This window comes from Sphingomonas faeni (assembly GCF_040407495.1).
Taxonomy (GTDB): Bacteria; Pseudomonadota; Alphaproteobacteria; order Sphingomonadales; family Sphingomonadaceae; genus Sphingomonas; species Sphingomonas faeni_D.
On record NZ_JAPZPP010000002.1, the window covers coordinates 470,099 to 494,397 of the forward strand.

The 24,299-nt window shown below is 59.2% G+C and carries 30 protein-coding genes and 1 pseudogene; 5 read left to right on the forward strand and 26 right to left on the reverse strand.

Going from position 1 to position 24,299, the window contains the following annotated elements; all coding sequences use genetic code 11:
• Nucleotides 1-17: 17 nt before the first annotated feature.
• The 4 genes from O6W96_RS07180 to O6W96_RS07195 form a co-directional block, all read right to left on the reverse strand.
• Nucleotides 18-278 carry a hypothetical protein gene (locus O6W96_RS07180; RefSeq protein WP_353468912.1) on the reverse strand — a complete coding sequence of 87 codons (261 nt, stop codon included), beginning with the start codon at nt 276-278 and terminating at the stop codon, nt 18-20.
• A gap of 235 nt (nt 279-513) precedes the next feature.
• Entirely contained in the window at nt 514-1,365 is an 852-nt protein-coding gene (locus O6W96_RS07185) for a hypothetical protein (protein ID WP_353468913.1), read from the reverse strand.
• A 195-nt stretch (nt 1,366-1,560) separates the two neighbouring features.
• On the reverse strand, nt 1,561-1,833 hold the full coding sequence (locus O6W96_RS07190) for a hypothetical protein (RefSeq protein WP_353468914.1): 273 nt from the start codon (nt 1,831-1,833) through the stop codon (nt 1,561-1,563).
• Between the two features lie 265 nt (nt 1,834-2,098).
• Nucleotides 2,099-2,797 carry a Crp/Fnr family transcriptional regulator gene (locus O6W96_RS07195; RefSeq protein WP_353468915.1) on the reverse strand — a complete coding sequence of 233 codons (699 nt, stop codon included), beginning with the start codon at nt 2,795-2,797 and terminating at the stop codon, nt 2,099-2,101.
• A gap of 241 nt (nt 2,798-3,038) precedes the next feature.
• Here O6W96_RS07195 and O6W96_RS07200 point away from each other — a divergent pair, with 241 nt between their 5' ends.
• Nucleotides 3,039-3,380 (forward strand): hypothetical protein, encoded by a 342-nt coding sequence (locus tag O6W96_RS07200; RefSeq protein WP_353468916.1) that lies wholly within the window; start codon nt 3,039-3,041, stop codon nt 3,378-3,380.
• A gap of 165 nt (nt 3,381-3,545) precedes the next feature.
• Here O6W96_RS07200 and O6W96_RS07205 read toward each other — a convergent pair whose 3' ends face one another.
• The 17 genes from O6W96_RS07205 to O6W96_RS07285 form a co-directional block, all read right to left on the reverse strand.
• Complete coding sequence (locus tag O6W96_RS07205; protein WP_353468917.1) at nt 3,546-3,863, reverse strand: hypothetical protein; 318 nt, start codon at nt 3,861-3,863, stop codon at nt 3,546-3,548.
• A gap of 394 nt (nt 3,864-4,257) precedes the next feature.
• Entirely contained in the window at nt 4,258-4,545 is a 288-nt protein-coding gene (locus O6W96_RS07210; RefSeq protein WP_353468918.1) for a hypothetical protein, read from the reverse strand.
• 260 nt (nt 4,546-4,805) lie between these two features.
• Nucleotides 4,806-5,396, reverse strand: coding sequence for a hypothetical protein (locus O6W96_RS07215; protein WP_353468920.1), 591 nt, complete (start codon nt 5,394-5,396; stop codon nt 4,806-4,808).
• A 153-nt stretch (nt 5,397-5,549) separates the two neighbouring features.
• Nucleotides 5,550-6,020 carry a phage virion morphogenesis protein gene (locus O6W96_RS07220; protein ID WP_353468921.1) on the reverse strand — a complete coding sequence of 157 codons (471 nt, stop codon included), beginning with the start codon at nt 6,018-6,020 and terminating at the stop codon, nt 5,550-5,552.
• Nucleotides 6,017-6,517 (reverse strand): phage tail protein, encoded by a 501-nt coding sequence (locus O6W96_RS07225; RefSeq protein ID WP_353468922.1) that lies wholly within the window; start codon nt 6,515-6,517, stop codon nt 6,017-6,019. Before O6W96_RS07225 ends, O6W96_RS07220 begins: the two co-directional genes overlap by 4 nt.
• A 303-nt stretch (nt 6,518-6,820) precedes the next feature.
• Nucleotides 6,821-8,053 (reverse strand): SGNH/GDSL hydrolase family protein, encoded by a 1,233-nt coding sequence (locus O6W96_RS07230; RefSeq protein WP_353468924.1) that lies wholly within the window; start codon nt 8,051-8,053, stop codon nt 6,821-6,823.
• Nucleotides 8,050-8,841, reverse strand: coding sequence for a Calx-beta domain-containing protein (locus tag O6W96_RS07235; protein ID WP_353468925.1), 792 nt, complete (start codon nt 8,839-8,841; stop codon nt 8,050-8,052). The genes O6W96_RS07230 and O6W96_RS07235 overlap by 4 nt, the downstream gene beginning before the upstream one ends.
• 3 nt (nt 8,842-8,844) lie before the next feature.
• On the reverse strand, nt 8,845-9,051 hold the full coding sequence (locus O6W96_RS07240) for a hypothetical protein (RefSeq protein ID WP_353468926.1): 207 nt from the start codon (nt 9,049-9,051) through the stop codon (nt 8,845-8,847).
• A gap of 40 nt (nt 9,052-9,091) precedes the next feature.
• Complete coding sequence (locus O6W96_RS07245; protein WP_353468927.1) at nt 9,092-9,556, reverse strand: hypothetical protein; 465 nt, start codon at nt 9,554-9,556, stop codon at nt 9,092-9,094.
• On the reverse strand, nt 9,553-10,068 hold the full coding sequence (locus O6W96_RS07250; protein ID WP_353468928.1) for a lysozyme: 516 nt from the start codon (nt 10,066-10,068) through the stop codon (nt 9,553-9,555). Before O6W96_RS07250 ends, O6W96_RS07245 begins: the two co-directional genes overlap by 4 nt.
• Nucleotides 10,068-10,421 (reverse strand): hypothetical protein, encoded by a 354-nt coding sequence (locus tag O6W96_RS07255; protein ID WP_353468929.1) that lies wholly within the window; start codon nt 10,419-10,421, stop codon nt 10,068-10,070. Before O6W96_RS07255 ends, O6W96_RS07250 begins: the two co-directional genes overlap by 1 nt.
• A 4-nt stretch (nt 10,422-10,425) precedes the next feature.
• Nucleotides 10,426-10,641, reverse strand: a complete 216-nt coding sequence (locus O6W96_RS07260) for a tail protein X (RefSeq protein WP_353468930.1) — start codon at nt 10,639-10,641, stop codon at nt 10,426-10,428.
• Nucleotides 10,641-11,123, reverse strand: a complete 483-nt coding sequence (locus O6W96_RS07265) for a head completion/stabilization protein (protein WP_353468931.1) — start codon at nt 11,121-11,123, stop codon at nt 10,641-10,643. Before O6W96_RS07265 ends, O6W96_RS07260 begins: the two co-directional genes overlap by 1 nt.
• Nucleotides 11,120-11,314, reverse strand: coding sequence for a hypothetical protein (locus O6W96_RS07270; protein WP_353468932.1), 195 nt, complete (start codon nt 11,312-11,314; stop codon nt 11,120-11,122). The genes O6W96_RS07265 and O6W96_RS07270 overlap by 4 nt, the downstream gene beginning before the upstream one ends.
• Nucleotides 11,315-11,427: 113 nt before the next feature.
• Nucleotides 11,428-12,171 (reverse strand): phage terminase small subunit, encoded by a 744-nt coding sequence (gpM, locus tag O6W96_RS07275; RefSeq protein WP_353468933.1) that lies wholly within the window; start codon nt 12,169-12,171, stop codon nt 11,428-11,430.
• Between the two features lie 95 nt (nt 12,172-12,266).
• Nucleotides 12,267-13,334, reverse strand: a complete 1,068-nt coding sequence (locus O6W96_RS07280; RefSeq protein WP_353468934.1) for a phage major capsid protein, P2 family — start codon at nt 13,332-13,334, stop codon at nt 12,267-12,269.
• A 50-nt stretch (nt 13,335-13,384) separates the two neighbouring features.
• Nucleotides 13,385-14,209 carry a GPO family capsid scaffolding protein gene (locus tag O6W96_RS07285; RefSeq protein ID WP_353468935.1) on the reverse strand — a complete coding sequence of 275 codons (825 nt, stop codon included), beginning with the start codon at nt 14,207-14,209 and terminating at the stop codon, nt 13,385-13,387.
• 171 nt (nt 14,210-14,380) lie between these two features.
• On the opposite strand from O6W96_RS07285, the gene O6W96_RS07290 reads away from it, so the two are divergent.
• The 3 genes from O6W96_RS07290 to O6W96_RS07300 all read left to right on the forward strand — a co-directional run bounded on the left by O6W96_RS07290 (nt 14,381) and on the right by O6W96_RS07300 (nt 18,187).
• Nucleotides 14,381-16,201, forward strand: coding sequence for a terminase large subunit domain-containing protein (locus O6W96_RS07290; protein WP_353468936.1), 1,821 nt, complete (start codon nt 14,381-14,383; stop codon nt 16,199-16,201).
• Nucleotides 16,201-17,235, forward strand: coding sequence for a phage portal protein (locus O6W96_RS07295; RefSeq protein WP_353468937.1), 1,035 nt, complete (start codon nt 16,201-16,203; stop codon nt 17,233-17,235). The genes O6W96_RS07290 and O6W96_RS07295 overlap by 1 nt, the downstream gene beginning before the upstream one ends.
• 148 nt (nt 17,236-17,383) lie before the next feature.
• Entirely contained in the window at nt 17,384-18,187 is an 804-nt protein-coding gene (locus tag O6W96_RS07300) for a DNA adenine methylase (RefSeq protein WP_353468938.1), read from the forward strand.
• A gap of 39 nt (nt 18,188-18,226) precedes the next feature.
• Here O6W96_RS07300 and O6W96_RS07305 read toward each other — a convergent pair whose 3' ends face one another.
• The 4 genes from O6W96_RS07305 to O6W96_RS07320 form a co-directional block, all read right to left on the reverse strand.
• On the reverse strand, nt 18,227-18,487 hold the full coding sequence (locus tag O6W96_RS07305) for a hypothetical protein (RefSeq protein WP_353468939.1): 261 nt from the start codon (nt 18,485-18,487) through the stop codon (nt 18,227-18,229).
• 626 nt (nt 18,488-19,113) lie between these two features.
• Nucleotides 19,114-19,638 carry a hypothetical protein gene (locus O6W96_RS07310; protein ID WP_353468940.1) on the reverse strand — a complete coding sequence of 175 codons (525 nt, stop codon included), beginning with the start codon at nt 19,636-19,638 and terminating at the stop codon, nt 19,114-19,116.
• A 400-nt stretch (nt 19,639-20,038) separates the two neighbouring features.
• Entirely contained in the window at nt 20,039-21,916 is a 1,878-nt protein-coding gene (locus tag O6W96_RS07315; protein WP_353468941.1) for an ORC-CDC6 family AAA ATPase, read from the reverse strand.
• Nucleotides 21,889-22,800, reverse strand: coding sequence for a phosphoribosyltransferase-like protein (locus tag O6W96_RS07320; protein WP_353468942.1), 912 nt, complete (start codon nt 22,798-22,800; stop codon nt 21,889-21,891). Before O6W96_RS07320 ends, O6W96_RS07315 begins: the two co-directional genes overlap by 28 nt.
• A gap of 255 nt (nt 22,801-23,055) precedes the next feature.
• On the opposite strand from O6W96_RS07320, the gene O6W96_RS07325 reads away from it, so the two are divergent.
• Nucleotides 23,056-23,199: a hypothetical protein gene (locus O6W96_RS07325; RefSeq protein ID WP_353469401.1), complete on the forward strand. Its 144-nt coding sequence runs from the start codon at nt 23,056-23,058 to the stop codon at nt 23,197-23,199.
• A gap of 240 nt (nt 23,200-23,439) precedes the next feature.
• Here O6W96_RS07325 and O6W96_RS07330 read toward each other — a convergent pair.
• Nucleotides 23,440-24,066, reverse strand: a pseudogene (locus tag O6W96_RS07330) (N-6 DNA methylase); the annotation flags it as partial.
• Nucleotides 24,067-24,299: the final 233 nt, after the last annotated feature.

The window sequence follows — 24,299 nt, forward strand, 5'->3', positions numbered from 1 at the left end:
GGGCAAGCTGCATTCGATTACACCGATTTTTTAGCGCTCTCATCCATCACATTATTGATTAGCGAAGCGGCGCCAGCCTCGCCCAGCATCCGCCCCATCTTGATCGCTACCGCCGGGGTCATTGAAACGATCTCTCCGTCATGTCCCTCGACGAATACATGTCCGTCCTCGACCCATACCTGGCGAGGATCTCCGTACCTTTTTGCACCAGCCAAGTTACTGATAACTTGATCAATCTCATTCGCATTTAGCAAATTTCTTGGCTTATCGAGATCCATTGCAATCCTCGCGATCAGAATAAGTTGGTGAGTGATTTACCATCTCTTACATCGGCAGCAATGGGCGCTAATGGTCCGAGCCCGTCACCTTCTTACATTCGCGTGCGCTATTGAGCGAAAGCGGTATGGCCGGAATGGGCAGGAAAGCGGACCGTCCGCTATGGGCAGAGATAGCGCGTTGCGAACAGTCGACAGCGACGGCATCTTGATCAATGAAAACAGCAGGTAGACCACGTCATCTCAGAGTAGGTTTGTCACGTTGTCGTAAGATGAAGTCCGTCATGGCGATCCGCTGGGAACCTGCGGGAACCTGCTCTTCAGTAACATACAAGGCTTTGAGCAGGAAGTGGTCGAGATCAGTTAAACCATTGGGTTTCTCTATAGCCATGCCATCGTCGAACAGCGCCATAATCGTTCCGCTAGTTCCATCGTTCGTGTGCTCGGGGTTGGCTAACACTACCATGGTAAGGTAGGCGGAGAGTTGCTTCCACGTTGTGTCGCCACATCGAGGTAAATCGACAATCACTAGCAACCGATCTTTGTTTTCCCTCGTTGGTTGGGAAAGCCGAGACGGGACGCCCAAGCGCAATTCTCTGACCGTGCCCACGGTCCATCGTACCGGTTGGGGACCTAGCAGTTCTGCCCGGTCACGCGAGCGCGGTCTTCCGTATCGGGCAATGTCCCGAAACATATTGGGTTGATGACGCAAGAACTGACTTGCGAGCGCGTCTGCTTGTCCCGAAATAATGATTTCAACATTCGGGGAACATGATCCGCCCTCAACCACCACCCCTACCGCTCGCGCATTCAGTTCGAGTGTGTCAGCGATAGCGTGAGCTCGGTCTGGCATCACGCCTCGTACGACAATGCAGATAGAGGAGTTCCAACGCGGAATTTGCGTTCCATTAGAACCAGTCATTCTTTTTACCGTGCGGTCAATTCGTGCTCTTGTTGTACCCATCACGACTATGTCCCCAGCCGCCGACTTGGCCTGTTGGGGCGCCGCCTGCGCGGGTGCGGAAATTAGTAACGCTACTACGGATATCGCGAGCGAAGGCGATTGACGCAGCCGTTTGATTCTCGTCATTTCTCCATCCTGACGCCCGCTAATAGGCCGGGCAAGAGCGTTTCCGAACGTCCACCGGTTGGCGCTAGCAGGACGGCCGAATGGGGAAGGAAAGCCGACCGTCCGCTTTCGAGAAGGTGGCCTCAGAGCAGGCGCTGGTTTGATACAGTTGCCTCTTCAATTTAACGCCCTGCTCCACCATGGTTTTCTGCCACGTCATAGCTGACTGACCCGCATCGATAGCTGTATGAGCAAGACACAGGTAATGAAGCCCATCATCAGCGGAAACTTCCGCGATTTGTCGCCGATGCGACGAGTTTCCGCACGATAGACTCGATAGATCGCTACGCTGGAGCCGAGCGCCAGTATCGACAGCACGCCAAACACCGCCGGATGATCAATGGTAGCCCGCATCGGTATTGCGCGACTACCGATCGTCACAATTATCAGAACAATGGCGAAAGCGAGGAATGACGGCTTCATGCGCATAGGAGGCAGACAGATGCCGCAATCCGTTATTCGCCACAAGAGCGCTGCTCAATGTCCGCAATCGGGCGTATGCAGAATGGCGGGAATGGGAAGGAAAGCGGACGGTCCGCTTTCGAGAAGAGGACGTGATCACTGGCTTACGTATGTCTTGGCTCGAAGTGCATCGGCGACATCGCCAGCCAATGGGTCGGTCGCTGTTAGTCGCCTATGTGCGTGTTACGGCGATAGGACCGAAATGACGAAGCATTCGTATGCGCAGCGTTACTTATCCATTCAATTTCAGATAGCGGCTGTTGAAGCCGGCCGCTTGGACTAAACGTTCCCAGCTTGGAATAGTGATACCGTGCTTGCGGCGGGTAATTAAATTATCTTTAACAAGACCCATGATCATCCTATTGATATGAACCGCGGTTAAACCAAGTGCATCTCCTAATTGCTCTTGCGTCATCGGCAGTTCGTAGCTCGTCCCATCAGGCACGCCATCAATGTTTAGCCTCAACGCAATTTCGCACAGAAAATGCGCGACCCGTGCACGCGCGTCGCGACGACCGATACTCAACATCCATTCGCGAGACATGGACAATTCAACTAGAGTGGATGCAAAGAATGCGCGTGCAATCGATGGACGTTGATTGACTAGACGACGCAACGCAGCGTGGGATATGAAGGAAATCTGACATTGGTTCAGGGCCTGAACATTATTATCAGCTTCATCTAGATAGAGCTGCTGAAGATTTATTACCTCCCCCGGTAGGCAAATAGAGACTATCTGTCGAGATCCATCGGAGGTGACCTTATGCCGATAGGCAATACCCGAAACCAGAATTGCGCAATGACTAGTAATTTCACCATCACGAAGCAGGTAAGTTCCGGCCTCAAATTGACGGGAGGAGTAGGGTAGTTCGTAGAAGGCAACACGGTCTTCTGCTGAGATCAAATCGTGAAGAGCAAGTTGGTCGATCAACTGCTTGACTGGATTGAGGTTTGGCCTAGGCATTGCACCCTCTGAAATGTGATCGAAACCGGGTGCGGCGCCATATTAGAGCCTCTTTCCGTCCGTCAGAGTAAACCTACCATACCCACGGCAGACTAACTAAGGTTAATGTAGATCTTCCAGATTGCCGCCGGGATGGCCGGTGGGGAGAGGATTGCTGTCCGTCCGCTTTTCCCCCAGCTTGGGTTTTGATCCTGTAGGGAATACGCAAGTGCTCATCATCGCCACCCTGCTATTGGCTACCGCTCCGCCGATCCTGTCTGACCAGGACTTGCTCCGGCTGTCGAAGAGGCCCTTCGATAAGGCGAAGAAGATCGGACGGCGCGAGGTCCTTGGAACTCACAATCGGGTTCCGGTGCTGGCTGTATACCGCTGCGGCGACGTTTGCCCGGCCTACACCACCCGCATCATCCACTACGACCTGAGCACCGGACCTGATTGTGCCAAGCATGGTGGCGTCGTCGATTATCGGTGGGTCCCCATGGCAGCCGCTGTCGGTAAGCAGGCCTTCTGCGTGCCATCGGCCTTAGCCGACCGTTCGACGGCAAAGTGACTGTGGCTGGAAGACGCTAGGTCCGCTCTTGGGCGAAAAGCGCCATGCCCCACCCGCCATTCGCCCTAAGTAAAGCGGCGCCAGGCTATAGTGATCAAATTCAGGCTCTCACGAAAAAGGCCTCCGCCAACAGGCAGAGGCCTTTTCCATTATGCGAGGCGCGATTTACTTCTCGCCGTTGTCCTTCACGCCGATCGTGGGGACGTCGACGGTTTCTGTCTCGGTCTTGACCTTAGGGACTTCGACCTTGGTCTTCGATGTTCCGACGACGACTTCCTTCGAGTCCATGTCGACCTTTGGCAATGCCCCGCCCTTGACCGAGACTTCGGGAAGCGCGCCACTCTTGGTCACGTTGGCACTCCAGAAGCCGGTGGCGAACAGCAGGCCGACCATCACGACGATGATGAGCAAGACGATGGCGATCGTCGTACCCGGGCCGCGGCGTTTCACGACGACGGTATCGGTGGTGCGGTAATCTGACATTTTACTCTCCCTGTTACTGTCCGGAAAACACCCGGAAGAACAGGTTGTTCCGTCGTCGCAACGGTATGAGCGAAGGCCTGCTATTCTGCAGAGCCGCGCGCGGTACTAAACTGAAGCATATTAAGCACCTAACAGAGAGCAATTGCGGCCGCATGCAGAGCAGAACCGAGAAGAGCCTGCAATCGGGGAAACCAGCTTAGAGCACATGCCTGCTTGGAAACCGGTGGGCCGCGAACGGTTGCCGCTGCAGCGTTCGTCTCGCAACTGCACTCGCCCCAGTCGGCTAGAATTTAGCAGATCGGAATGGCAGGATACGCAGTAAATGAGCAACTATTGCGCTCGCCCTTGTCGGCGGTCACCCGGCATGCCACCGCGAACGTACCCCTCGAATGGTTCATACAGGTGGCGGCATGACGTTGGTGGCGCACAACGCTGCGCTTATGTCGGACGGGCGAAGCTCGATTCTTCCCGCAAACGCGCCATTGATCCTGAAGCGGCGCTCAAACGCTTTTTTTATAATGTCATTTTTCTGTGTCTCGTTTAAGCGTCTGACTTGAGAGAGAAAACGCTTCTCTGCACTAACGGACATAATTCCGCGAACGATCGTTCGCTTCGGCAAGATCACCCCTGGCACACCATTGTCTTCGAACTCGAATTCGAACTCGCGATCTGCTTCCAACATTCGTCTCCCCGCATATTATGACTGCTTCGGATACGGTTATCTAATGGCAGGTACGCTTGGGTGCTGGCATGGATGCAGCCAGCAGAGGTGAGTTGGTGATGACTGACCGCCCCCGCTTCATCTATGCCTAGTCCGAGATGCCACATGCTGCCAAGGACGTCTGCAAGAACCGGGCGTAAGCGGAATGGCCGATATGGGCAGGAAAGCGGACCGGCCGCTTCCGGCACCATGGGTTGGATAACTACGTCCGGATTGATTGGTTATCTCAAAGCGATCCACATCACGCCGATAATGGAAGCGCTAAGCGTGATGCACGAAGCCGGAATTGCTAAAAACGCATATAGTGCGTTCGAGGGCTTTCTGACCGATTCTGTTAAAAACCCGGCCTTAGCTTGTTCTAAGATTATCAGTATATCACGGGGATCACACTCATAGTCCTCGGCCAATATGACTAGCTTGCCGCCACTGTGTTGAGGTAAGACTATCGAGCGCGCCGCACTTTTACTATTCAAAAGTTGCAATACGGGTTTTCCCAAGGCGGACCAAGAATGGTAAAGCCTCGTGCCATTCACGGTCAGTTCCACCCCGTCTATAGCCACGCTGAGCAAATCAGGATCAGCTAACCGACGAAGCGTGCGCACTAAAAGGCACGTGAAGATGAGCGGTATAGCTACCATAATCGCAAAAATAGCAATATCGGCTAGTTCTACGTGATGTTTACCGGCCAGGGCGTAACCGGAAATAATAGCTAGGAGCAAGAATGGAAGCAAAAATGCTGCAAGCACAATCGCTTGCGGCAGAATCTTCAGCCTGCTTGCCCTCAGTGTCACGGTGCGGTTTTCGGCGCTCATGAGCGACCCCTACCTAATAGTGGTTGCCGAAACCTTCTCTTGAGGACCTTGCTGATGGATGAGGGTTTACTCCATTTGCCGAGTCAAATGAACGAATGGCTTATATCGGGAACCCGGATCGCCGGCATGAACGTCTGGAGATGGGCGTAAGCGTCAAGGCGCGTCAGCGGCGACATTCTGAAAGAGGATATCTAACAATGCCTGCCGTTCTGCTTCAGTGTCACCGAGCAGGATGCGTTTGGCATATCGTACCGGCGTGCGACCTTTGGAGGGGGCGTCTTCAAGCCCCTCTTGGTGTACGCGCGCGATCTGCGCAGCTCGCCCGCTAAAGCCGACCCACGCCTCTATGTCCGTCGATCCGGCCTGCAAATTCGAGGCGTTGCGGAGTTTGCGGAACATCGCTTTGCGCTTGATCGTGCCCTTTCGGCGCAGCCGCCCGGTGGGCTGCGCCTTGCGCGCCGCATAGGGCTGCCCGTCAGGATCCTGCTGCCGAGCGATACGCGCCGATTGGCTGCGCTGAAGCGTCCGCGCCATCAAGCGCAGGATTTTGCGACGCTCGCCTGAACCGACGCGACGCAACAGCGCACCGGCGAGCTGCTCGATCTTGGCGAGATCGTCGGTCATGCGTTGGGCACGAACGCGGGGTCAGACGTCTGCGCGACCAGCTGATCTCGCATGAACAGCTGCCACAGGCTCACGCAGCACACGCCGGGAAACTCGTCGAGGTCACGCGGCTCTTCGAGGTGGTCCGCATCGAACCCGCCACCCTCTTTTGGGGTGACGCGGACCGCCTCGGTCAGTTCGATGCTGATCGAGACGTCGGCGCTATCGGCGTCGAGCAGTTCGGATTCGAACGTGAAAGGCTCGGGGTCGGTCCCCTCGAGCCGGTCGGGTTGATGCTCAGCAAGCCATGCAAGGAGCGGTACCATCAGATCGTCAACCGCGCCGGCATAGTCTTCCACGACGATGTTCAACGTGTACCGGTACTCAAGCGACAGTGTTCCGCCTGCCCGCGCAGCAATCCGCCCTTTGTCGACGAACAAAGATAATTTCGCTGGATCGACCGCGAGTGTCGGGACGAACCGCTGCAACATTTTCTTCAAACTGTCCGGCTTCTTCACGGCGCAATCCTCTTGACCGACGTCATTGCGTTCATTGTTGCAAACCCGGTTGTGGCTTGCGAAGGCGAGTCAGACGGCGCTGAAACGCGCAGTAATCGCGGGGGCGAAGCAGTGTTCAATTGGTTGGCGGCAATTTGGCGATCGGCACTAAAGCTACTCCGGCAGATCGACCCCCTACCTCCGCTTGCGCAGCACGCTCGAACGCATTTTGGAGATGGCGGAATGTGTCATTTCTGCGGTGAGACGGCGCTACCCGACCAGACAGAATGTACGAATTGCTGGTCGGGGCGGCACGTCTGACGGTTAGTATCCGACACATTCCCAATCGGCGCGCATCCGAACGCTCTTCACGCTGAACGTCGAGAAAGCTTCGGCAGCGAGCACCTGGCCGTCCGCCTGAATGTTGACGCGCAGCGGCGTCATCGGCTGGTTGGCCCCGTCGAAAAGCTGGATCGTCGCGTTCCAGACCTGAATGCGGGGCCGATGCGTCGAGTTGATGGCAAAGAGGAACTGGCCCTGTGCGATCGACAATCCCGCATGGTTTAGCCGCCCCTCGAGGTAGACGTGGCTCGCAATACGCTTCGTCGACATATTTTCGAGGTTACCCGGCGCGACCGATCCGGGCTGCGTAAAGCCGCTGGTGCCCGGCGTGACATCGCGACGGACGCTCGCATTTCGGTAGACCGACGGAACGAGGTACTCGAACAAGATTTGCGCGAGAATGTCGTTGTGCGCGTTGATGGGGTGGAGACGATTGTCCGTGAGCCATGTGTTCACCCCGACACTACCGGCCGCGAAATCGACGGTCGCCTCGGGAAGCCGCGCGCCGAGGTCGAAGAACGCGCAGCCGTATGCCTTGGCTGCTGCGGCGACGATCGGGCGGGAATATGCCTTGAACAGCATGTCGCGCTTCCACGTCGTGCCGGCGTTGACGGTGCCGTCCGCCTGCGCCGAGGACGTGCACAGCACGACGGCGCAACGCCCCGGCGATCCGTTAGCAGAGCCGCGGATCGCAGTCATCATCGCATCTAGATCCGCCGCGAAGGACTGCGGCGAACCGCCAGCGTCGATCGCGGGCGTGTTCGTGCCGTCCCAGTTGCTGATAATGAGATCATGGCCGGCTGCGATCACGGCATCGAGGGCCTTGCTATTCGATGCATAGGGTCCGGTCTTGTTGACGAACTGCTTCAGAGTAGTGTTGCCGACCCCGTAATTCACGACCGTGACGTTTGGCAGCTGCGCAAGCAACGCCTGCAGGATAGGGCCGCGATAGCTTTCGGTGTTGCTGTCGCCGATCATACCGACCGTCATCGCCGTGCCCGCCTTCAAGCCATTGAGCCAGCGGAACAGCCAAGCGAGGCCGAATTCCAGACGCGCCGAATCCATGCCGGCTGCGTTGGGAACCATCGTCCCCGGGCCGTTGCCGAGCGAACCGACGAGCGCCGACGCGACCTGCACCGGCACGACCGAGGCTGCCGAGTTAGCTGCCGCCAGCTCCAGCTTTTGTGTGTCGTTCATCTGCGAAAGAATGGTCATGCTGCCAACTCCAAATAGGCACCGTCCGAAAACTGGAGCGGTTCGAGATTGCTGAAAGCCAACGCCAGCGTGGGCGTCGGCGTTGGGGTGGCCGTATCGTCATTGAGGATCGTGCCGATCGCGCTCATGGCGGCACCGTTGCCGTATCCGGCCGGGGCGGTGAGCGAGACGGTGAACGTCTCGTCTGACTCCACCGTCGTATCCCCGCTGACACTGACCGTGAAACTGCCCGTTGCGGCACCATCGGGGAACGCAACCGTGCCGCCAGCCGGATAGACTCCACCGGCGAAATCGTCCGCCGAGGTAGTCCCCGCCGCGAATTGCCAAGGCACTCCGATGGCGCCAACCGACGCGGATCGAGTTACCGTGTAGATATAGCTCGTCGCGCCGCTGTTGCCTTCGCTCTTACTCTGCGCGGCCGAGATCGAGACGGTCGGCATCGGAACCGGCACGACGGCGGAAGCTGTGCCGATGAGCGTGACGGGATACTCGATAGCGACCTCGCCATCGTTTTCCCTGATCATCGCCCTTTGTGTGACGCCGTCGCCCAGCGCCGCGGTAGCGCTGATCGCTCCCGATGCGGCGTCGAGTGTCAGGTTTGCATTCGTGCCGTTGACAAGTGCGAGCTGGCTGGCGCTACCGAGCAGACGGGATAGGGTGAAAACGACACCGGTTGCCGTCGCAAAAACCATCGCCAGTTTCGCAACTGGGCGGATCTGCGACGACACCGGCGCTCGAGGTGAACCGAGGTCGGCGTATTCGGTGATGACGTAGCGTGTACCGGCCATGTCTTATCCCTTGGGCGACGGGCACGCGGCTGGCGTGTTCCAGTTGATGAGACGATCGAGGTGATCGGCGTTGGCGGCAAAGGATCGTGCGAGCCGGATGATTCCGGCGCGGATCCGCGTTGGGATCTGCGCGATCAGTGCCGGATCTTCGGGCAGGCCCTCGGGCCGGCTAGCGCACCGCAACAGCTCGGCAGGGGGCGTGTCCTTCACCTTGACCACGATCGGCGTCGAGACGACGGCGGGCGGGGCCTCAGCGTGCCGCGCGCAGGCCGGCAACGCCGTTAACAGCGCGAAACCAATCGCTATCGACAAGGTTCGTCCGTTCCGCTTGTGCATCTGCCATCTCCATTCGTTGTGCAGCCGAGCTTGCTGCCTCAGCGGCAGCGCGCGCGGCGCGGGTGTCGTCGTTCTGTCGGGCGTCATGATCGGCCATCGCTTGGGCGAGCGTCGCCGCGGCAAGCTGGTCGCTATCGCCCTTGAATTTGACGAGCCCGGCGACCGTCTGCGCGCAGCGGACGCCGCGCGCCGTCTTGCCGATCGCGGCGAAATCGGCACCCGAGCCAGCGCAGATCAGCTCGGCACGGTGCTGGAGATCATCCCGGTCGGCCGTGACCTGCCGGTACTGGACGTAAAGCCATGCGCCGACCGCCGCGACGGCGAGCAGCACGAGGAAGAACGCCTCGGCTTTCACCTTGGCAAACAGGGTTCGGATCATCGGGGCAGCTCCTTCAGGCAGAGGTCGCGCTCGGCGCGGCGACGGCGATCGAGGCCGCGCACGACCTGCCCGCCCGCCTTGTTCCACATCAGGAAGGCGTCGCAGGCGCCGCGCCAGTCGTTGGCGTTGAAGCGGCGTGCGACGGTGGACTTGCAGTAGCCACCGGTGCCGATGTTGTAGGCGAGGCTGATCGCAGCCGAGAGCTGGCTGGGATGAGTGCGTAAGGTCGGCGTACAGGCGAGAACCGGTTCGGCGTGACGGATCAGCGCGGCTTCCTCGCGCAACTCGCAGCCGGCGACCGTCTCGACCATGCCGGGCTTCACGCCGAGCGTCTCGCCCCCGCAGATCGTCCATACCTTGACGATGTCCTGATAGGCGACGAGCCGCGGCGTGCCGCCCGACTCCCATCCGGATACGAACGGGGTGACGATCAGCGCTGCTGCCGCACCGATGGTGCCGATCAGCGTCTTGCGCTTCATCGTCGACGACGATCCCCTGTCAGGCTGGGGCATTACTTGGGGTCCTTTCGTGGGATGAGCGCGAGCAGACGCTCGCTAAGCTTGCCGGGCAGTTCGGCGAGGACGGCGCTGCAGCCGGCGATGAAACCGGGCGCGCCCTTGAAGGCGACCATCGCAACGAGAAAGCCGATCGCCTGCGATACGAACGGGTGCATGCCGAACAGCGCGCCGGCCGCGTTGGTGACGAAGTAGCTGACGACAATGCCGACCCAGACCTGCGCGATACGCTGGCCCCATGTCAGACCGGTCTCGACCAGCAGGCTGACGACCGACCCGAGGCCGGCAGGGATCAGGCTGACGACGAACGCCAACAGCCATGTCCCGAAGTCGTGGAGAAGATCCTTCATACGGTCAGTCCCAAAGCTGGATGAGCGGGAGCATGCGGGGCGCGGGCGTCATGCTGACGGGCATCGCCACGGTCGCACCCAGCGGCAGGATTGCGCCGATGTCGGCGACACCGGGGTTGAGCGCGAGCACGCGGCCGATATCGGCAGCACCGAGCCCGCGTTCGCGCCAGATCAGTTCGTCGAGCGTGTCGCCCTGCTTTGCGGTTAGAACATCGGCCATCAGATCAGCTCCGCGCGCACGCGGGCACGGCCGAGCATGTCGCGGACGGCGTGGATCCCGTCGCGGCGCAGATCGACGATCGACGGCTCGACCGCATCGGCATCGCGCTGCCCCTGCGCGGTCAGGTCGGTGTCGCGGTACGTCTCGACCAGTTCGGCCTTGGCATAGGCACCGATCGCGCGGGTGTAGAGCAGGACGAGGCGGCTCGTTTCGCCAAGCTTCGGCGATGGCACCGCGGCGAGATTGGCGTGGCCGGCGAGCAGATGCGCGACCTGCCATGCCGCGAGCTGGTTGCCGACGGTGATGATCGCGCCGGTCACCGCAAGCGCCAGCCGCTCGGGCGTGACCACGTCGCGGATACGACGCGCGGCGCGCAATGCAGTCGCGTCGATGTCGGGAAACCAGCCGTCGTTGGGGATCAATACGACGCCCGAGACGACCGGTGCGGGGGTGAGCGAGGGGGAACAGCCGAACCCACTCATGCGAGGAGGATCCGGCCGGTACCGACCGAGCCGATCACGAAGAGCGCGAGGCCTACGACAATTACTGCCAGGCAGAACAGCACGCTCGCGCGTCCCAGCATCAGCAGGATCACGACCCCTGCCAGCACCAGCCATACGCCGAGCCCGAGGCTCAGCAGTGGCAGCGCGGAGGTGACGATCGTGGCGAGCATGGCGGCGGATCCTTGAAAAATCTCGGGGGTGGGGATCAGGATCGGTCGATGGCCCTCAGCGCTGACGCGCCCTCCCATCCCGCGTGATCCGCCCCCGAGCGCCGGGGGCGAGCTTAGGAGCCGGTGGAACCGGCGGTATCTGGTGTGGCGTCTGGCGCGGCTGACTCGGCGCGCTTGGTGATGACCTTTTCGAGCCGCTTGATCTGACCAGCGACGCCGACCCGGTCATGTAGCCGGACGGCTTCACGAAGCGGCGCGAGTGCGCGAACGGCGGCAACGACGAACTCGGGCTTGGTCGGATCAAGATCCTCGGCCGTGCGCGCGAGTTCGGTGCCGATCGCCTTCTGCAGCTTGGCGCGAACCTGATCGTGCATATCCGCGTCGGCGGTCAGTTCCTCGACATGCTCGAGGACCTCGAGCGGGAACGCCTGCTTTGCGGTCTGCGCGCGGATCGCGGCGTCGGCGATTTCCTCGACGATCAGCGCCGGGGCAGACCGTTCGTAGCGCGACGGCAGCGGCACGTCATAGGCAACGACGTGGTCGGCGAGTTTGAGCGCCCGCGCGTAATCGCCGGTATCGATCAGCCAGACCATGATGGTCGGCAAGACGTCCTCGGCAACACCGACGCCGGCATTGCGCCCGCCCTCGAGCAAACCGGCAACCCAGTCGGCATAGGCGGGCAACAGCTCGCGCTTGGTCTCGATCTTGCGCTGGATCGACTGAATCTCTTTCAGGCGGCGCAGATCGTGCTGCAGCCGCATCGCGATTGATGCGGCTGCGCGTTCGGCGGGGGTGCCGGCGTCGGATGCCGACGCCGTAGGGGATAACCCGCTCTCCGTGACGGGAGCAGATGCCATCTGGGATGCAAGGATACGATCCCGATGTTTGCGAGCGAGGCTCATGGCATGTCCTGTGGAGCGCGGGCTAACTGGTGGGGCGGAAGCCGGGCCGATCAGGCCGGCTTTTTGCCCATGACGATGTTCTCGACGAGCGCGACCTTGCCCATGTCCTCGATCACGAAAGCCTGATTGACGCTCTCGTAATTCTCGATCTGGTCGCGCTTGGCGTTGTCCTCGATCTTGCGACGCTCGCTGCCGATCTGCTCATAGACCGACAGGTTCGCGAGCGTGGTGATCAGCAGCGCGTTCTTGGGGAACTTCGGCACGCGGACCGCCTGCAGCCCACCGAGCTTCTTGTCGGAGAGCAGGACGTCGCGGGCGAGCTGTTCGGTGGCCTTGTCGCCGGACGAATTGACGATCGAGAAATACTTGTCGTGAACGAGGTCGCGACCGACGATGACGACCAGATCGGTGTCGTCGCGGTAGTTCTCGTCGAGCAGCTCGATCGCATCGTAAATCAGCGCGTCGACGTTGACGTAATCGACGTCCTTGCCGACCTCACCGGCACCGACATAGATCGCGCCGGCAACCGTCACGACGTTGTTCACGCGGGTTGCGGGCTTGAGATCGCCCTCGGCCAGCACGCGGGCGGGCGCGTCGAGGCGGATGTGCTGCAGCCAGCCGATGTTGACGTCCTGCAACAGCGGGTACGTGTTCGGGTCGGTCTCGACCGCGACCTTCACGCCGTTGAAGCCGATCGTGATGATGTCGAGCGCCTTCGCCTTGACGATCGCGTCGCGCAGCAGGATCTGGAAGTTCGGCTGGTGAGCCCACGCATCGAGCGTTTCGTACCGAACGAGCGTATCGAAGTCGGTCTTCTCGCAACGGTAGCGCGTCTCGTCGAGATCGCCGGGATAGCGCGGCTGGCGATCGTGAACGCGCGTATCGGTGCGGCTGGCGATCGTGCCCTTCACACCGACGCCGACCTTGTCGCCTTCCTGCGCGACGACCGGGATGATGTTGATCGACGTCAGGAAGGCGCTCGACTGCTGGATCTTGCCGCGCAGCGTCTGGGCGACGGCAGGCGCGACCGTGAACGATCGGCTGGGATCCTCGATGCCGTTCAGCTTGCCGATCTGCAGCGTGAAGGCGTTATATTTGAGACGGGTTTCGTTGCGCATGGGGGCGGCTCCTGGGCGAATGTCGGTCGGGTCGAAGGGATGGCTGCGGGTCAGCAGTCCGTGGCCGGCTCACCGCTGCCGCCATTGGCGGGCGTGCGGCTGAAACCCTGTTCGGGCGTGGCTTCGAGCTTCGCCTGCAGCGTCGCGAACTCGCCCTGCAGCGACGTCTGCGCGTCCGTGATCGGCTTGAGCGCAGCGGCGAGCGTGGTCGCCATCGTGTCGCCCATGGCGACCGCAAAGGTGGCGAGATCGTTGTCGTTCGCCGGCTTCTGCTTCGGCTCGGTCTTCGGCTTCTCAGGCTCGCTGGCCTTGAACATGGCGGCGACACCGGCAAAGCCAGCCTTGATCGCGTCGGCGATACCGGTCGGCTCGACCGGCTTGGCTTCGAACTCCAGCGTGACTGCATCAGGCGATGCGGCGAACACGGTGCCGGGTGCGGTGCGCGAGAATTGTAGACGCTGCGTGCCGATCGACGCGGGCGTGTCGGTGAAGGCGAGACCGATCAGGCCGATCTTGTCGGTGCCGGCATAGCTCGGAGTCAGTTCGACCGAGGGGTATGGTTTCTGGTCGGCGTTGGCGAGCGCGACGAGCTGATCGTTGGCATCGACCTGGCAGTAGAGCGCCTTGCGCTTCTCGACCTTCCCGCCGATCGTGAACTCGTCGTTCTGCACCTTCACGGCGACGACATCCCCGTAACCGTTAAACGGAGGCTCGGGGCTGTAGCCCGACAGATGCTCGATATTGATGCGCGGGCTGTAGGTCTCGGCGTTGAACGTCGAGAAGACCTCGTCGATCATCTCGTCGGTGATGACGCGCCCGTCGCTGATCGTCGCGCCGGATACGAATGCGCGGAAGAACTTGCTCTTGGTGCCCATGGCGGTCGGTCCCTCGGGGTTCGAAATCGGTGGGCCGCGTCAGGCGGCATCTGGAAGCCGCAAAGGGACCGAAACCGCCGCCTCTCTCAAGCGTGCGCAGGTGTGGGATCGCATTCCACACCCTAGACACGGTGCGGACGGCACCGATCGCGCGGCAAGGTCCGCCGCGACATGGACAAGCTCCCCGCAGATACCGGCATGCCGTTGCCGTCCTCGACGTTCCCGATTCCCGTGGACGTGCGTCGACAGGCGCGCAGCCTGTACTGGCAGCGCTGGGGGATCCCGCAGATCGCGGAGGAACTGCACCTAAATCCGAAGACGGTCCAAAGCTGGAAAGATCGCGACAAATGGGACGATGCGCCCTGCATCGCCAAGATTGAGGACCATCTGGAGGCGCGGCTTTGCGGGTTGATCGCGAAGGACAAGAAGACCGGGGGCGATCTGAAAGAGATCGACCTGCTCATGCGCGGCGTCGTCAGTGCCGCGCGCGTACGCCGGTTCGAAGCGCCCGGCGGGCACGAGGGCGATCTCAACGAGAAGGTTGCCAACCGCAATGCCGGCGAGCGCAAAGCCGGCAAGCCGAAGAACCACTTCACGACCGAACAGGTCGAGCAGCTCGAGCAGATCTTCCATGACGAGCTGTTCGGGTATCAGGAGGACTGGTGGGGCGCGAAGGATCAGCGCACCCGCATGATCCTCAAGTCACGCCAGATCGGCGCAACGTGGTATTTCGCCCGCGAGGCGCTGCTCGATGCGCTACGCGGAGGCGGCAACCAGATCTTCCTGTCGGCGTCGAAGAACCAGGCGCACATTTTCCGCAACTACATCGTCCAGTTCGCGGCCCGCGTCGGCGTGAAGCTGCAGGGCGACCCGATCGTGCTGACCGCCGACACGATCCCCGAAGGCGAGCCCGCGGCCGAGCTGATCTTCCTCGGCACGAACGCCCGCACCGCGCAGGGCTATCACGGCAATTTCTACTTCGACGAGTTCTTCTGGACCTACGGGTTCGAGGAACTCAACAAGGTCGCCAGCGCGATGGCGATGCATAAACGCTGGCGCCGCACCTACTTTTCGACGCCTTCGACGATCGCGCATCAGGGCCATCCGTACTGGACGGGCGAGCGGCGCAACCGGCGGGTCAGGAAAGCCGACCGGATCGAGATCGACGTTTCGCACGCCCGGCTGCGGGCGGGCGTGTTGTGCGAGGATCAGGTCTGGCGACAGATCGTCACGATCGAGGACGCCGCGGCGCGCGGCTGCGACCTGTTCAACCTGGACGAGCTGCGCATCGAATATGCGCCCGACGAATTCGCCAACCTGCTCATGTGCCAGTTCGTCGACGACAGCCTGTCGGCGTTCAAGTTCAACGAGCTGCAGCGGTGTGCGGTCGATGCCATGGTCGACTGGACCGACGTCGACATGCTGGCGAAACGGCCCGTCGGCAACCGCGAGGTCTGGGCCGGCTATGATCCGCAGGAAAGCGAGGACGGCGACAACGCCGCGCTGGTGATCGCCCTGCCGCCCGACGGTCCCGGCGGGAAGTTCAAGCTGCTCGAACGCCACCAGATTAAGGGCGACTTTCAGGCGCAGGCCGAGTTCGTCCGGGCGCGCCTGGCACGCTACAATTGCACGTATCTCGGCATCGACAAGAAGGGCATTGGCGCGGCGGTCTATCAGATCCTGCGCGACGCCAAGGTGCGCGGTGTGGTCGCGATCGAATATTCGCTCGAGGTGAAGACCGGTCTGGTCATGAAGGCGCAGCACACCTTCGCCCGTCAGCGCGTCGAATATGACGCCGGGTGGATCGACCTGCAGTCAGCGTTCCTGTCGATCAAGAAGGCGCTGACCCAGAGCGGCAAGAGCGTCACCTTCAGGACGAGCCGCACCGAGGCAGTGGGCCACGGCGACCTTGCCTGGGCGGCGATGCACATTTTTATCAACGAACCCCTCGACGGTCAGGTGCGGCCGAAGACGCGAATGGAGCTATTCTAATGGACCAGCTGCCCGCCTTCGGCGCGAACATCCCTGCGCGAACCAGCCGGGCGACCGCGTTTTCGTTCGGCGACCCCGAGCCGGTCCTGAACCGCCGCGAGATCATGGACATGGTCGAATGCTACAAGACCGACCGCTGGTACGAGCCGCCCTTGTCGCCGGACGGACTCGCGCGGGCCTTCCGCGTATCGCCGCATCACAGCTCGGCGATCATGCTCAAGCGCAACCTGCTGGTCGCGTCGTTCGATCCGGTGATGCGCGGCGCGTCGACGGTGCCGGTACTGTCGCGATCAGCGTTCGGTCGCGCCGTGCAGGACTATCTCGTGTTCGGGAACGCCTATGTCGAGCGGCGCAACAACGTGATTGGCGGAGTGCTTCGGCTCGATCACTGCCTCGCCAAATATATGCGCCGCGGGATCGTCGATGGCGAGTTCTTCTGGTCGCCGGGGCTCGCCGCGGCGACTGCGTTCAAGCCGGGCAGCGTCATTCAGATCATGCAGCCGGACATCAATCAGGAGATCTACGGTGTTCCCGAATATCTCAGTGCGTTGCAGTCGGCGTTGCTGAACGAGGCGGCGACGCTGTTCCGACGTCGCTACTATCTGAACGGCAGCCACGCCGGGTATATCCTCTACGCCACCGGTGACATCGACGAGAACGACACCGACGAGCTGCGCGACGCGCTGAAGAACTCGAAGGGGCCGGGCAACTTCAAAAACCTGTTCGTCCACGCGCCCGGCGGCAAGGAAGGCAGCATCAAGATCCTGCCGATCGCCGAGGTGGGCGCGAAGGACGAGTTCCTCGGGATAAAGAACGCGACCCGTGACGACGTGCTTGCGGCGCACCGCACCCCGCCGTCCGTGCTCGGAATTGTGCCGGCGCAGGGCTCGCAGCTCGGCAAGATTAGCGAAGCCGTCGACATGTTCTTCGAGCTGGAGATCCTGCCGCTGCAGATGGCGTTCATGGAGATCAACGATCGCGTCGGTTTTGAAGCCGTCCGGTTCACGCCGCGCGCGGCAGCGCCGGCCAAATAGCTTTCGCGTCCGGCATAGCCGGGCGGGGGATGCCGGGCTGCAACCCGGCACACCGACGAGGATCACTCTCGCCACGACCAACGGCCATCGGCCATCCCGCTCCCGCGTTTTGCGCGGGCGGGATCTCTACAAGGCGAGGAAATCCTACATGTACACCCTCAATCCCGTTCAGCCCGTCGCACCCGCGGCCGGCTATATCGGCGGCAAGCGTAATCTCGCGTCGCGCCTTGTCGCGATAATTGAGCGCATCGATCATGACGGCTATGCCGAGCCTTTCGTCGGCATGGGCGGTATCTTCCTTCGACGCCGATCGCGACCGAAGATTGAGGTCATCAACGACGTGTCGGGCGATGTCGTGACGTTCTTCCGCGTGCTTCAGCGCCACTACCCCTACATGATCGACATGCTGCGTTTCCGCGTTGCTGCCCGCGCCGAGTTCGAACGGCTGAAGGCGACGCCGCCCGAGACGCTTACCGACCTCGAACGCGCGTGCCGGTTTCTCTACCTTCAGCGTCTGGCGTTCGGTGGCAGGGTCAACGGCCGCCACTTCGGCGTCAGCACGACGACGGGCGCGCGGTTCAACGTCGCCAAGCTGGAGCCGATGCTCGCCGATATCCACGAGCGCCTCGCAGGCGTCGTGATCGAGCAGCTCGGCTATGCTGACTTCATCCGTCGCTACGATCGCGCCGGCATGCTGTTCTATCTCGATCCGCCCTATTGGGGATGCGAGACCGATTATGGCCAAGACGTGTTCGGCCGCGCCGACTTCGACCAGCTCGCTGAACAACTAGCGGGGATCAAGGGGCGCTTCATCCTGTCGATCAACGACACGGAGGGAGCGCGAGCGACGTTCGGTCGGTTTCAGATCGCAATGGCCGAGACATCGTACACCGTCGGTGCCGGCCCGGCGATTAAAGCCGGCGAGATGATCGTTTCGAATTTTCCAATCTAAAAGATGAAGCCGCGTGTCTGTGCACGCGGCTCATCGTCTTCAGTTGCCGGTGGCGTCTACTGCTGCCACAAGCGCATTCAGGTCGGCTGCATCCTGATCAGGTGTGGGACTTGCAGTGCGTGAGAAGCGCGGATCGGAAGTGCCAATCGGACCCCCGACTGGCGCGGTGCAACCCACATCGTTGTCAACGCCATCATCCACTTCGCGCTGGCAGTAGCGCTGCGCTTGGGCCGGCATGACCTGAACACCTACAGTTGCCAAAGTCACGAGGGCGAAAGCCAAGCGTTTCTTGATAGCCATTTCTGTTCTCCGATTCGCTGAGTGAAGCCAGCGACGGAGAAGATGACACAATGTTCACGTTTGCCAACCCGTTACGATCCTTGGCCTTCTGGGTCGCCCTGCATCAAACAGGTTGCTCTTTACGGGTTGGGCAAAGGGCATGCCGGAGCCCGGGGTGGCGCCTTGTCATCGACCCCGCCACGACGACCGACCCAAGCGCCCGGCACGCGGATCTCAGCGCCGCGACCCCAAATACCGCGCAAGAACCCCCGCCTCGCCCGCAAGCTTTTTAGGTGGCTTTGGATGCAGTTTGCGGATGTGCTGCAGAGAACCAAAAAGTCTAGCCCTTAAGGGCTGTTTTCGAGCACATCGGTCGGATGCAGATTGCCGCACCTGAAGCGCGTCAGCAAGGCCGACGTGCGTTTTGGAAATGCACCGGATTTGCGCATCCAAAACGGTGCAAGAACCCCCGCCTTGCCCGCGACCTCTTCACGTTGATTTCAACGCAATTGGTAAATGTCATTCATGGGGTTGGAACCACGCGGCTTCCGCGACGGATGTGCGGATCTTGATGATGCGGACTGATGCGGTCGTTGGCCTTAATTTTCCTCGTATTCCTTCTCCCTGAGCGCGCGGGTTTATGCCTGCTACCTCCCGCGAAGGAAGTCCGAAGCTGAGTAAACAAGACAACGCCCTACCCCCCGAGTTCGCCCTGCTCGACGCAATACGTTGTCGTAAACGATCTCCGCACGATCATCATTTGCTATCGCAAATAGAACTGCACCAAGAGCATGGGGCTTGGTACCAATTAGCCCGATGCGCAAAAGATCATCAGGCCTGATTTTCGCGATGCGCTCCATTTCATAGTATAAACTAAACGGGCAATTAGATTTTGCGTAGGAAAGATTTCGTATTGCCTTTTCTTGTTCCAAACCAACCGCGTTAGCTACAACGGAATCCAGCGGATAGTGCGGCATGAACCCTGGGACACCAAGCACTGGAAAAACCTTCCCGTGTGACGGATCGACTTCATTAAGCATATGAAGAAACCTAGCGCCTTCAAAACCAAGAAGCGGCACAAAGCAAGTTTGGCTTGGGCGACGATCTTCTAGTTTGGCGAACTGCGGCAGAGGACGAATTCCCCCGATACGCTCACTGAGGTCGTAAATCATGCCCCGGTCAGGCTGCAATGTCGAACTATACGAAGCTGGTTCTAGGTATACGACCATCAATTCCCGGCCTACCTCGATACAAACGCGCACTATTGGGGCCCAAGTCGCGTGGTCCAAACCGGTAATATCAAGATATATCGGCCCCGGGAGCCTTGTTAACATGCTCTCGATTGAAGCCCTTCTTCGGGTATGCACAACAGCGTGGTCCACCAAATCAGTTGAAAACGATCCGCTTGCCTCGCCAGTGACCTTGACGAAGGTCGTAGTCGGAAATGAGGAATGCAAATGTTGAGAAAACTGACTTCTTGGCTCCTCACCTACTGAGTATATGTACGTACCATTAGGCACGAGAACCAAACTCAACGGCCCCTCGTACTCGGTCGTAAATAACGGTCGCAACCTAATCATGTTCAAAAAAGCTTTCAAACAATCGCAACTGTCCAGGTAGTGGGCTCTCCGGGCGCTGCTCCCCTCCCACTATGCGCCTGATTGTTTTCTTAGGCTCGTTCATCAGATCCAAGATATCTCGTGCCTTCAACTGTATTTTCCGCATATCTCGATGACTAAATCCGAAGAAGGCAGCGAATATGGGATGCACAGCATAGTCATAGGACTTTAAGTCTAGGTCCATCCTTTGACTCGAAACTCGCCGTACCAACGCAAGGTGCATTACACCCGCATTAATTAAAGGCTCAACCGCACTAACAGAATCGCCCTCAGCGATATTGAAACGAGTGATCTCGGGACGTTTCCCCTCCGGCTCAAGAGCCAGCGTTTCAAACAGGCGACCTAACGCAAGAACAAGTCGAGTTAACTGCGCGCCGTGAACACCCAAACCTTCCAGCTCTTTTACATTGCGCCCGCCAACCGCGATTGCGGCTTTTGTTTGAAGAAGCGGGGAGATTGCCTCGCCTTCGGCCGCCCCTCCGTCGAGCCGCTGCAGCTGCAACGCCTCTCCTATCAACTGGAGCAGATAACGAATGTTACCGCCTGCCAGCAGCACGAACGTACGCCAGCCTGCATAGTACTTTCTGACTCCAGGCCGCGCACCTCTGAGGGTAAAAAGCAACGGCACCTTGTAATTATGAAGACGCCCCTTCCACATTGCAGAATCATCGTGACGAGAGCGAGCCATTTGACTAATCGAAAGCCGTTGTGACTGAGCCCAGTAAAGAAGCAACGCCAGCTCTAAATCGCTAGCATCTTCCACAAGCTGAATAGCTGCAGGATCGGTACGCTCCAGTTCTGCAAGAGCCTCCCTTGCCTTGGCATCAACACCAAGTAGCGTTGCCTCCTCATCGATTGATAAACCCGGAAGCATTGCTTCTAAGTCAATACCCTCTGGGAATCTACGTGCCGCCCTTAACCCGCAAACTTCGGTTGCAAATGCTAAGAACTGTTCCCCATCGAGGCGCTGTCCAATATCAATCCGTTCATAATCGGCTGGGGCCTGCAGCTGCTCACTATGATTAATCGTACTCCTTCGACGCCAGCCAAGCTCCCTTACACCTACCTTGAAAGTGTAATCGGGCCCCGAGTGTTTTATGAGGGTGTTAACGACTTCCTGCTGTTCATCGAGGAGATTTTCAAATTCATCTAGAATGAAAAATAGCTTCTTCCCGACAAATTGCGGAAGTCCGAGCACAGCGCTACTTACATCATCTATCAGTGCGCCCTGCAGCGACATTTTCGGCAGATTGTCGGGGTCGATGTTGTTAACCCAAGACTCAAAACGCCGAATTCCTTGCTGAATCGACACCAATAGTTTTTCTTGGGTATTCGCCAACGTACAGAATAGGCCTTCGGAGAACCTCAGGCACTGGCCTTCCGAAAGCTCCTCCACGCCGGGATGAAGACTCCGATACCATTCGAGAAATTCTATCAGGCGGCCACATAGTAAAAGATTTAGGTAGTGAGCAAAAAGCTTTTGCCACTGCCTTTCAGATAGCTCCTCGCCCTGAAATGCTCGAACACTATTCGTGTTTACCTTGTAATAAAATCCGTAGTATTTCCATTTCTTAATGCGTGAGACATCCTCCGACTCAAGCACATACTTGCCTTCATAAGAAAGGCAGCGAAGGACCGTTGTCTTACCAGTGCCTCGACCACCCACAAGTACACACGGCCTGGCAGTTTCAAGCTCAGGAAAGTAAGTTGGGCGACTGAATATTTTGAAGAGTGCGTCGCTGAGCAGCTCTGCCCGATATATCCCAAAAAGCTCGGCAAGATCGGCATTTTCAATTTTTTCGTTCATGATCGGCGGACCAGTGGCTGCCATCCGTTAGCATCTTCAAAAAATAGAGGCAGATTAGCGTCTGGCACTGAGTCCTCCATGGCGATACCTAACCCCAGTTTATGATAACCCCGCCAGTCCCGTAAGCCTCCGTTCGTGGCCGTGTATCCCAAAGAATGCCCAATCCGGCGCGCAAGCCGTATTCCGCTCGTACCCTGCGCTTTCGTCCATATCACGGAATCTGAAGAGATATGATTGTGGTCTAGCGGGATCATATTGCCTGTCACGAGGCGCACCGTCGGCGCAGCTCTGGCGATCCTATTCCGGCCATATTGGGTCATGAATACGTTGCAGTAGAAAACTGGCATCCTTCCGGCCAGCTGAGCAAACGACCAGGTGCCGGCCGTCGTCTCGTGCCTCCTGCGCCAAGTACGCAGAAATTGATCACCGGACCCTACAAAGTCATCTACAAACACGACGGGCGCGCTTGACCCGCTCGCTACGGCCTCAACGGCCTCTTGAGGCTGCATCAAATTCCCCTCAGGGATACCGAGAAGTTGCCGAGCTTTTCGAGCGAAACCCCAGCCACTGTCAGAAGGGTTTGGGTTCTCACCCATTACAGGCACCACGATGGCCTGGGCACAAAACGCTTGCCACAGACTTTGTCGGGTCGGAAAATCTTGACCGCGAGAGCCTACAAAATTTGACACGTCGTGAAAGGCAGACACGAAAAGCCGGTCGACTAGAGCGTGGGAGAGGAAAGTGAACCGGCTCAACATTTGCACGGCCAGCGGTCGATCAGCTCGGTCAAAATTTGCAAGCCAGCCTCGGTACTCGATTTTACCGCGCGGCCAGATCGCGAGATCAATCAAGCGATCACACGCGTCCATCACCTGGATCTCGTCGGCCAACTGAGTGAGATTCGACATAACTGGCGTCTAGCTTCCTATTCCTGCCGCACAAGCCAAGACAGGGTCATTATTTCAAAAGCAAGATGGTCGTTTTTACTAGACGACTAGCTCCATCAGCGAGGTCGCGGATATATGGCGAGCGCCAGTTCCTCTGATTTTACTCGTAAGCTGTGACTGCCCCGCCGGCGAAAGCAAACCTGCCCTGACACGCCCTACAAGCTCGGGTTTGCATCGGATCCTTAACACGCAGTCAGTCAGACGAGCGCTGCCCGATTGAACGATCGCAATCTTGCGTTCCAAGTTCCGATCGACGCGGGCGAGCAGAATGTCGCCAGCGACGGCACGTACTTCAGCCAACTTTCTCCTTTGGCGCGACAACCGAACCTTGCCGCCGGGAACCAAAGGGAAATCGCTTGAGTGAAACGTCGGATCCGCGGAAGCCGACGCCTCTGATGAGCTCAGATTTCCCCGCCGAATTTCGACTCCTAGTTCACGAAGGGTTTTACACCCTTGCCACTTAATTTGCGCACCTTTGTCGTGATACGAGTAATCCAAGCGCAACGAGGCAACCTCGGAATTAACTATAACGGGTTCAGCCCATTCGCCGAGCGCGTCGATCCGGTCGAGCCTGACCTCGGATCCTGTCCCGCCTCGCTCAACTATTACAATAAAGGTCTGAGCGTCTGTATTTTTAAAGGCGCGCCGAGGAAGCTGAACCACACGACTAACTCGATGGGATCGGAGTAAGCACTCCCGAAAGGTCCGGAATTTCAAAGCCGAAATTAAGGAGTCCGGGAGTACCAGCCCAAGGCACCCCCCCGGTCGAACAAGGGTCATCGCTCGAGCCACGAAAATTAAGTCTGTAGCGATGTCGCCAATTACGGCGGAGGGTGGCGGCAAACCAGCGGCTTCGAGGATACTTTCATACGCTGGAGACCATTCCGCGGCGCGGTATGGGGGATTAGAAATGACTAGATCTACCGGCTTTGTACCCGACATAGCGAGGAAGTCGAAGGTATGGTGCAAAACGTCTGCTGTAACGTGGCGATGAACGACACCGTGGTGTGGAGAAAGTACGCGGTTCATTTCAGCTTCGACAGCTGCGTCGACGTCGACCGTCATCAGCTCCCGTCCTGGCCAGCGACGAAGTGCGGCAACAGATAACGCCCCCCCCCCACAGCCGAGGTCCAGTATGGATAACGGTGAAAGGTCCTCGAGGCTATCAATCAAGATCTTCCCCAACCACGCGGGGCTGTCGAACCTACAATGCCGTACATCTGTCATCGCGTCTCGCTCCGGGTGTGCGATGCCGTACTACAAGGATCTGGCGGGTACCACCTTTCGTTCGGCATAGCCGCTACCAGTCGCAGATACTCCGGTTTGGCAGAACCATATCCGTCAGAAGTGAATCTTGATGTGAAAATGGCACCGAATTTGCGCACTCTCCCTAGGATGCCCGTGACGGCGCAAGCCGGCACGCTCACCCGCGGTCGCTGGATGTTGGCCCCGTTGGGTTC

Coding starts and splice junctions, on each gene's coding strand:
- O6W96_RS07245 (WP_353468927.1), bottom strand. CDS start 9,556: ATGATCCGAACCCTGTTTGCCAAGGTGAAAGCCGAGGCGTTCTTCCTC.
- O6W96_RS07205 (WP_353468917.1), bottom strand. CDS start 3,863: ATGTCAGATTACCGCACCACCGATACCGTCGTCGTGAAACGCCGCGGC.
- O6W96_RS07290 (WP_353468936.1), top strand. CDS start 14,381: ATGGACAAGCTCCCCGCAGATACCGGCATGCCGTTGCCGTCCTCGACG.
- O6W96_RS07270 (WP_353468932.1), bottom strand. CDS start 11,314: ATGCTCGCCACGATCGTCACCTCCGCGCTGCCACTGCTGAGCCTCGGG.
- O6W96_RS07255 (WP_353468929.1), bottom strand. CDS start 10,421: ATGAAGGATCTTCTCCACGACTTCGGGACATGGCTGTTGGCGTTCGTC.
- O6W96_RS07180 (WP_353468912.1), bottom strand. CDS start 278: ATGGATCTCGATAAGCCAAGAAATTTGCTAAATGCGAATGAGATTGAT.
- O6W96_RS07215 (WP_353468920.1), bottom strand. CDS start 5,396: ATGAGCGCCGAAAACCGCACCGTGACACTGAGGGCAAGCAGGCTGAAG.
- O6W96_RS07230 (WP_353468924.1), bottom strand. CDS start 8,053: ATGACCATTCTTTCGCAGATGAACGACACACAAAAGCTGGAGCTGGCG.
- O6W96_RS07310 (WP_353468940.1), bottom strand. CDS start 19,638: ATGATTTACGACCTCAGTGAGCGTATCGGGGGAATTCGTCCTCTGCCG.
- O6W96_RS07260 (WP_353468930.1), bottom strand. CDS start 10,641: ATGGCCGATGTTCTAACCGCAAAGCAGGGCGACACGCTCGACGAACTG.
- O6W96_RS07190 (WP_353468914.1), bottom strand. CDS start 1,833: ATGCGCATGAAGCCGTCATTCCTCGCTTTCGCCATTGTTCTGATAATT.
- O6W96_RS07320 (WP_353468942.1), bottom strand. CDS start 22,800: ATGTCGAATCTCACTCAGTTGGCCGACGAGATCCAGGTGATGGACGCG.
- O6W96_RS07185 (WP_353468913.1), bottom strand. CDS start 1,365: ATGACGAGAATCAAACGGCTGCGTCAATCGCCTTCGCTCGCGATATCC.
- O6W96_RS07265 (WP_353468931.1), bottom strand. CDS start 11,123: ATGAGTGGGTTCGGCTGTTCCCCCTCGCTCACCCCCGCACCGGTCGTC.
- O6W96_RS07220 (WP_353468921.1), bottom strand. CDS start 6,020: ATGACCGACGATCTCGCCAAGATCGAGCAGCTCGCCGGTGCGCTGTTG.
- O6W96_RS07285 (WP_353468935.1), bottom strand. CDS start 14,209: ATGGGCACCAAGAGCAAGTTCTTCCGCGCATTCGTATCCGGCGCGACG.
- O6W96_RS07250 (WP_353468928.1), bottom strand. CDS start 10,068: ATGCCCCAGCCTGACAGGGGATCGTCGTCGACGATGAAGCGCAAGACG.
- O6W96_RS07305 (WP_353468939.1), bottom strand. CDS start 18,487: ATGGCTATCAAGAAACGCTTGGCTTTCGCCCTCGTGACTTTGGCAACT.
- O6W96_RS07210 (WP_353468918.1), bottom strand. CDS start 4,545: ATGTTGGAAGCAGATCGCGAGTTCGAATTCGAGTTCGAAGACAATGGT.
- gpM (WP_353468933.1), bottom strand. CDS start 12,171: ATGGCATCTGCTCCCGTCACGGAGAGCGGGTTATCCCCTACGGCGTCG.
- O6W96_RS07235 (WP_353468925.1), bottom strand. CDS start 8,841: ATGGCCGGTACACGCTACGTCATCACCGAATACGCCGACCTCGGTTCA.
- O6W96_RS07295 (WP_353468937.1), top strand. CDS start 16,201: ATGGACCAGCTGCCCGCCTTCGGCGCGAACATCCCTGCGCGAACCAGC.
- O6W96_RS07280 (WP_353468934.1), bottom strand. CDS start 13,334: ATGCGCAACGAAACCCGTCTCAAATATAACGCCTTCACGCTGCAGATC.
- O6W96_RS07300 (WP_353468938.1), top strand. CDS start 17,384: ATGTACACCCTCAATCCCGTTCAGCCCGTCGCACCCGCGGCCGGCTAT.
- O6W96_RS07315 (WP_353468941.1), bottom strand. CDS start 21,916: ATGGCAGCCACTGGTCCGCCGATCATGAACGAAAAAATTGAAAATGCC.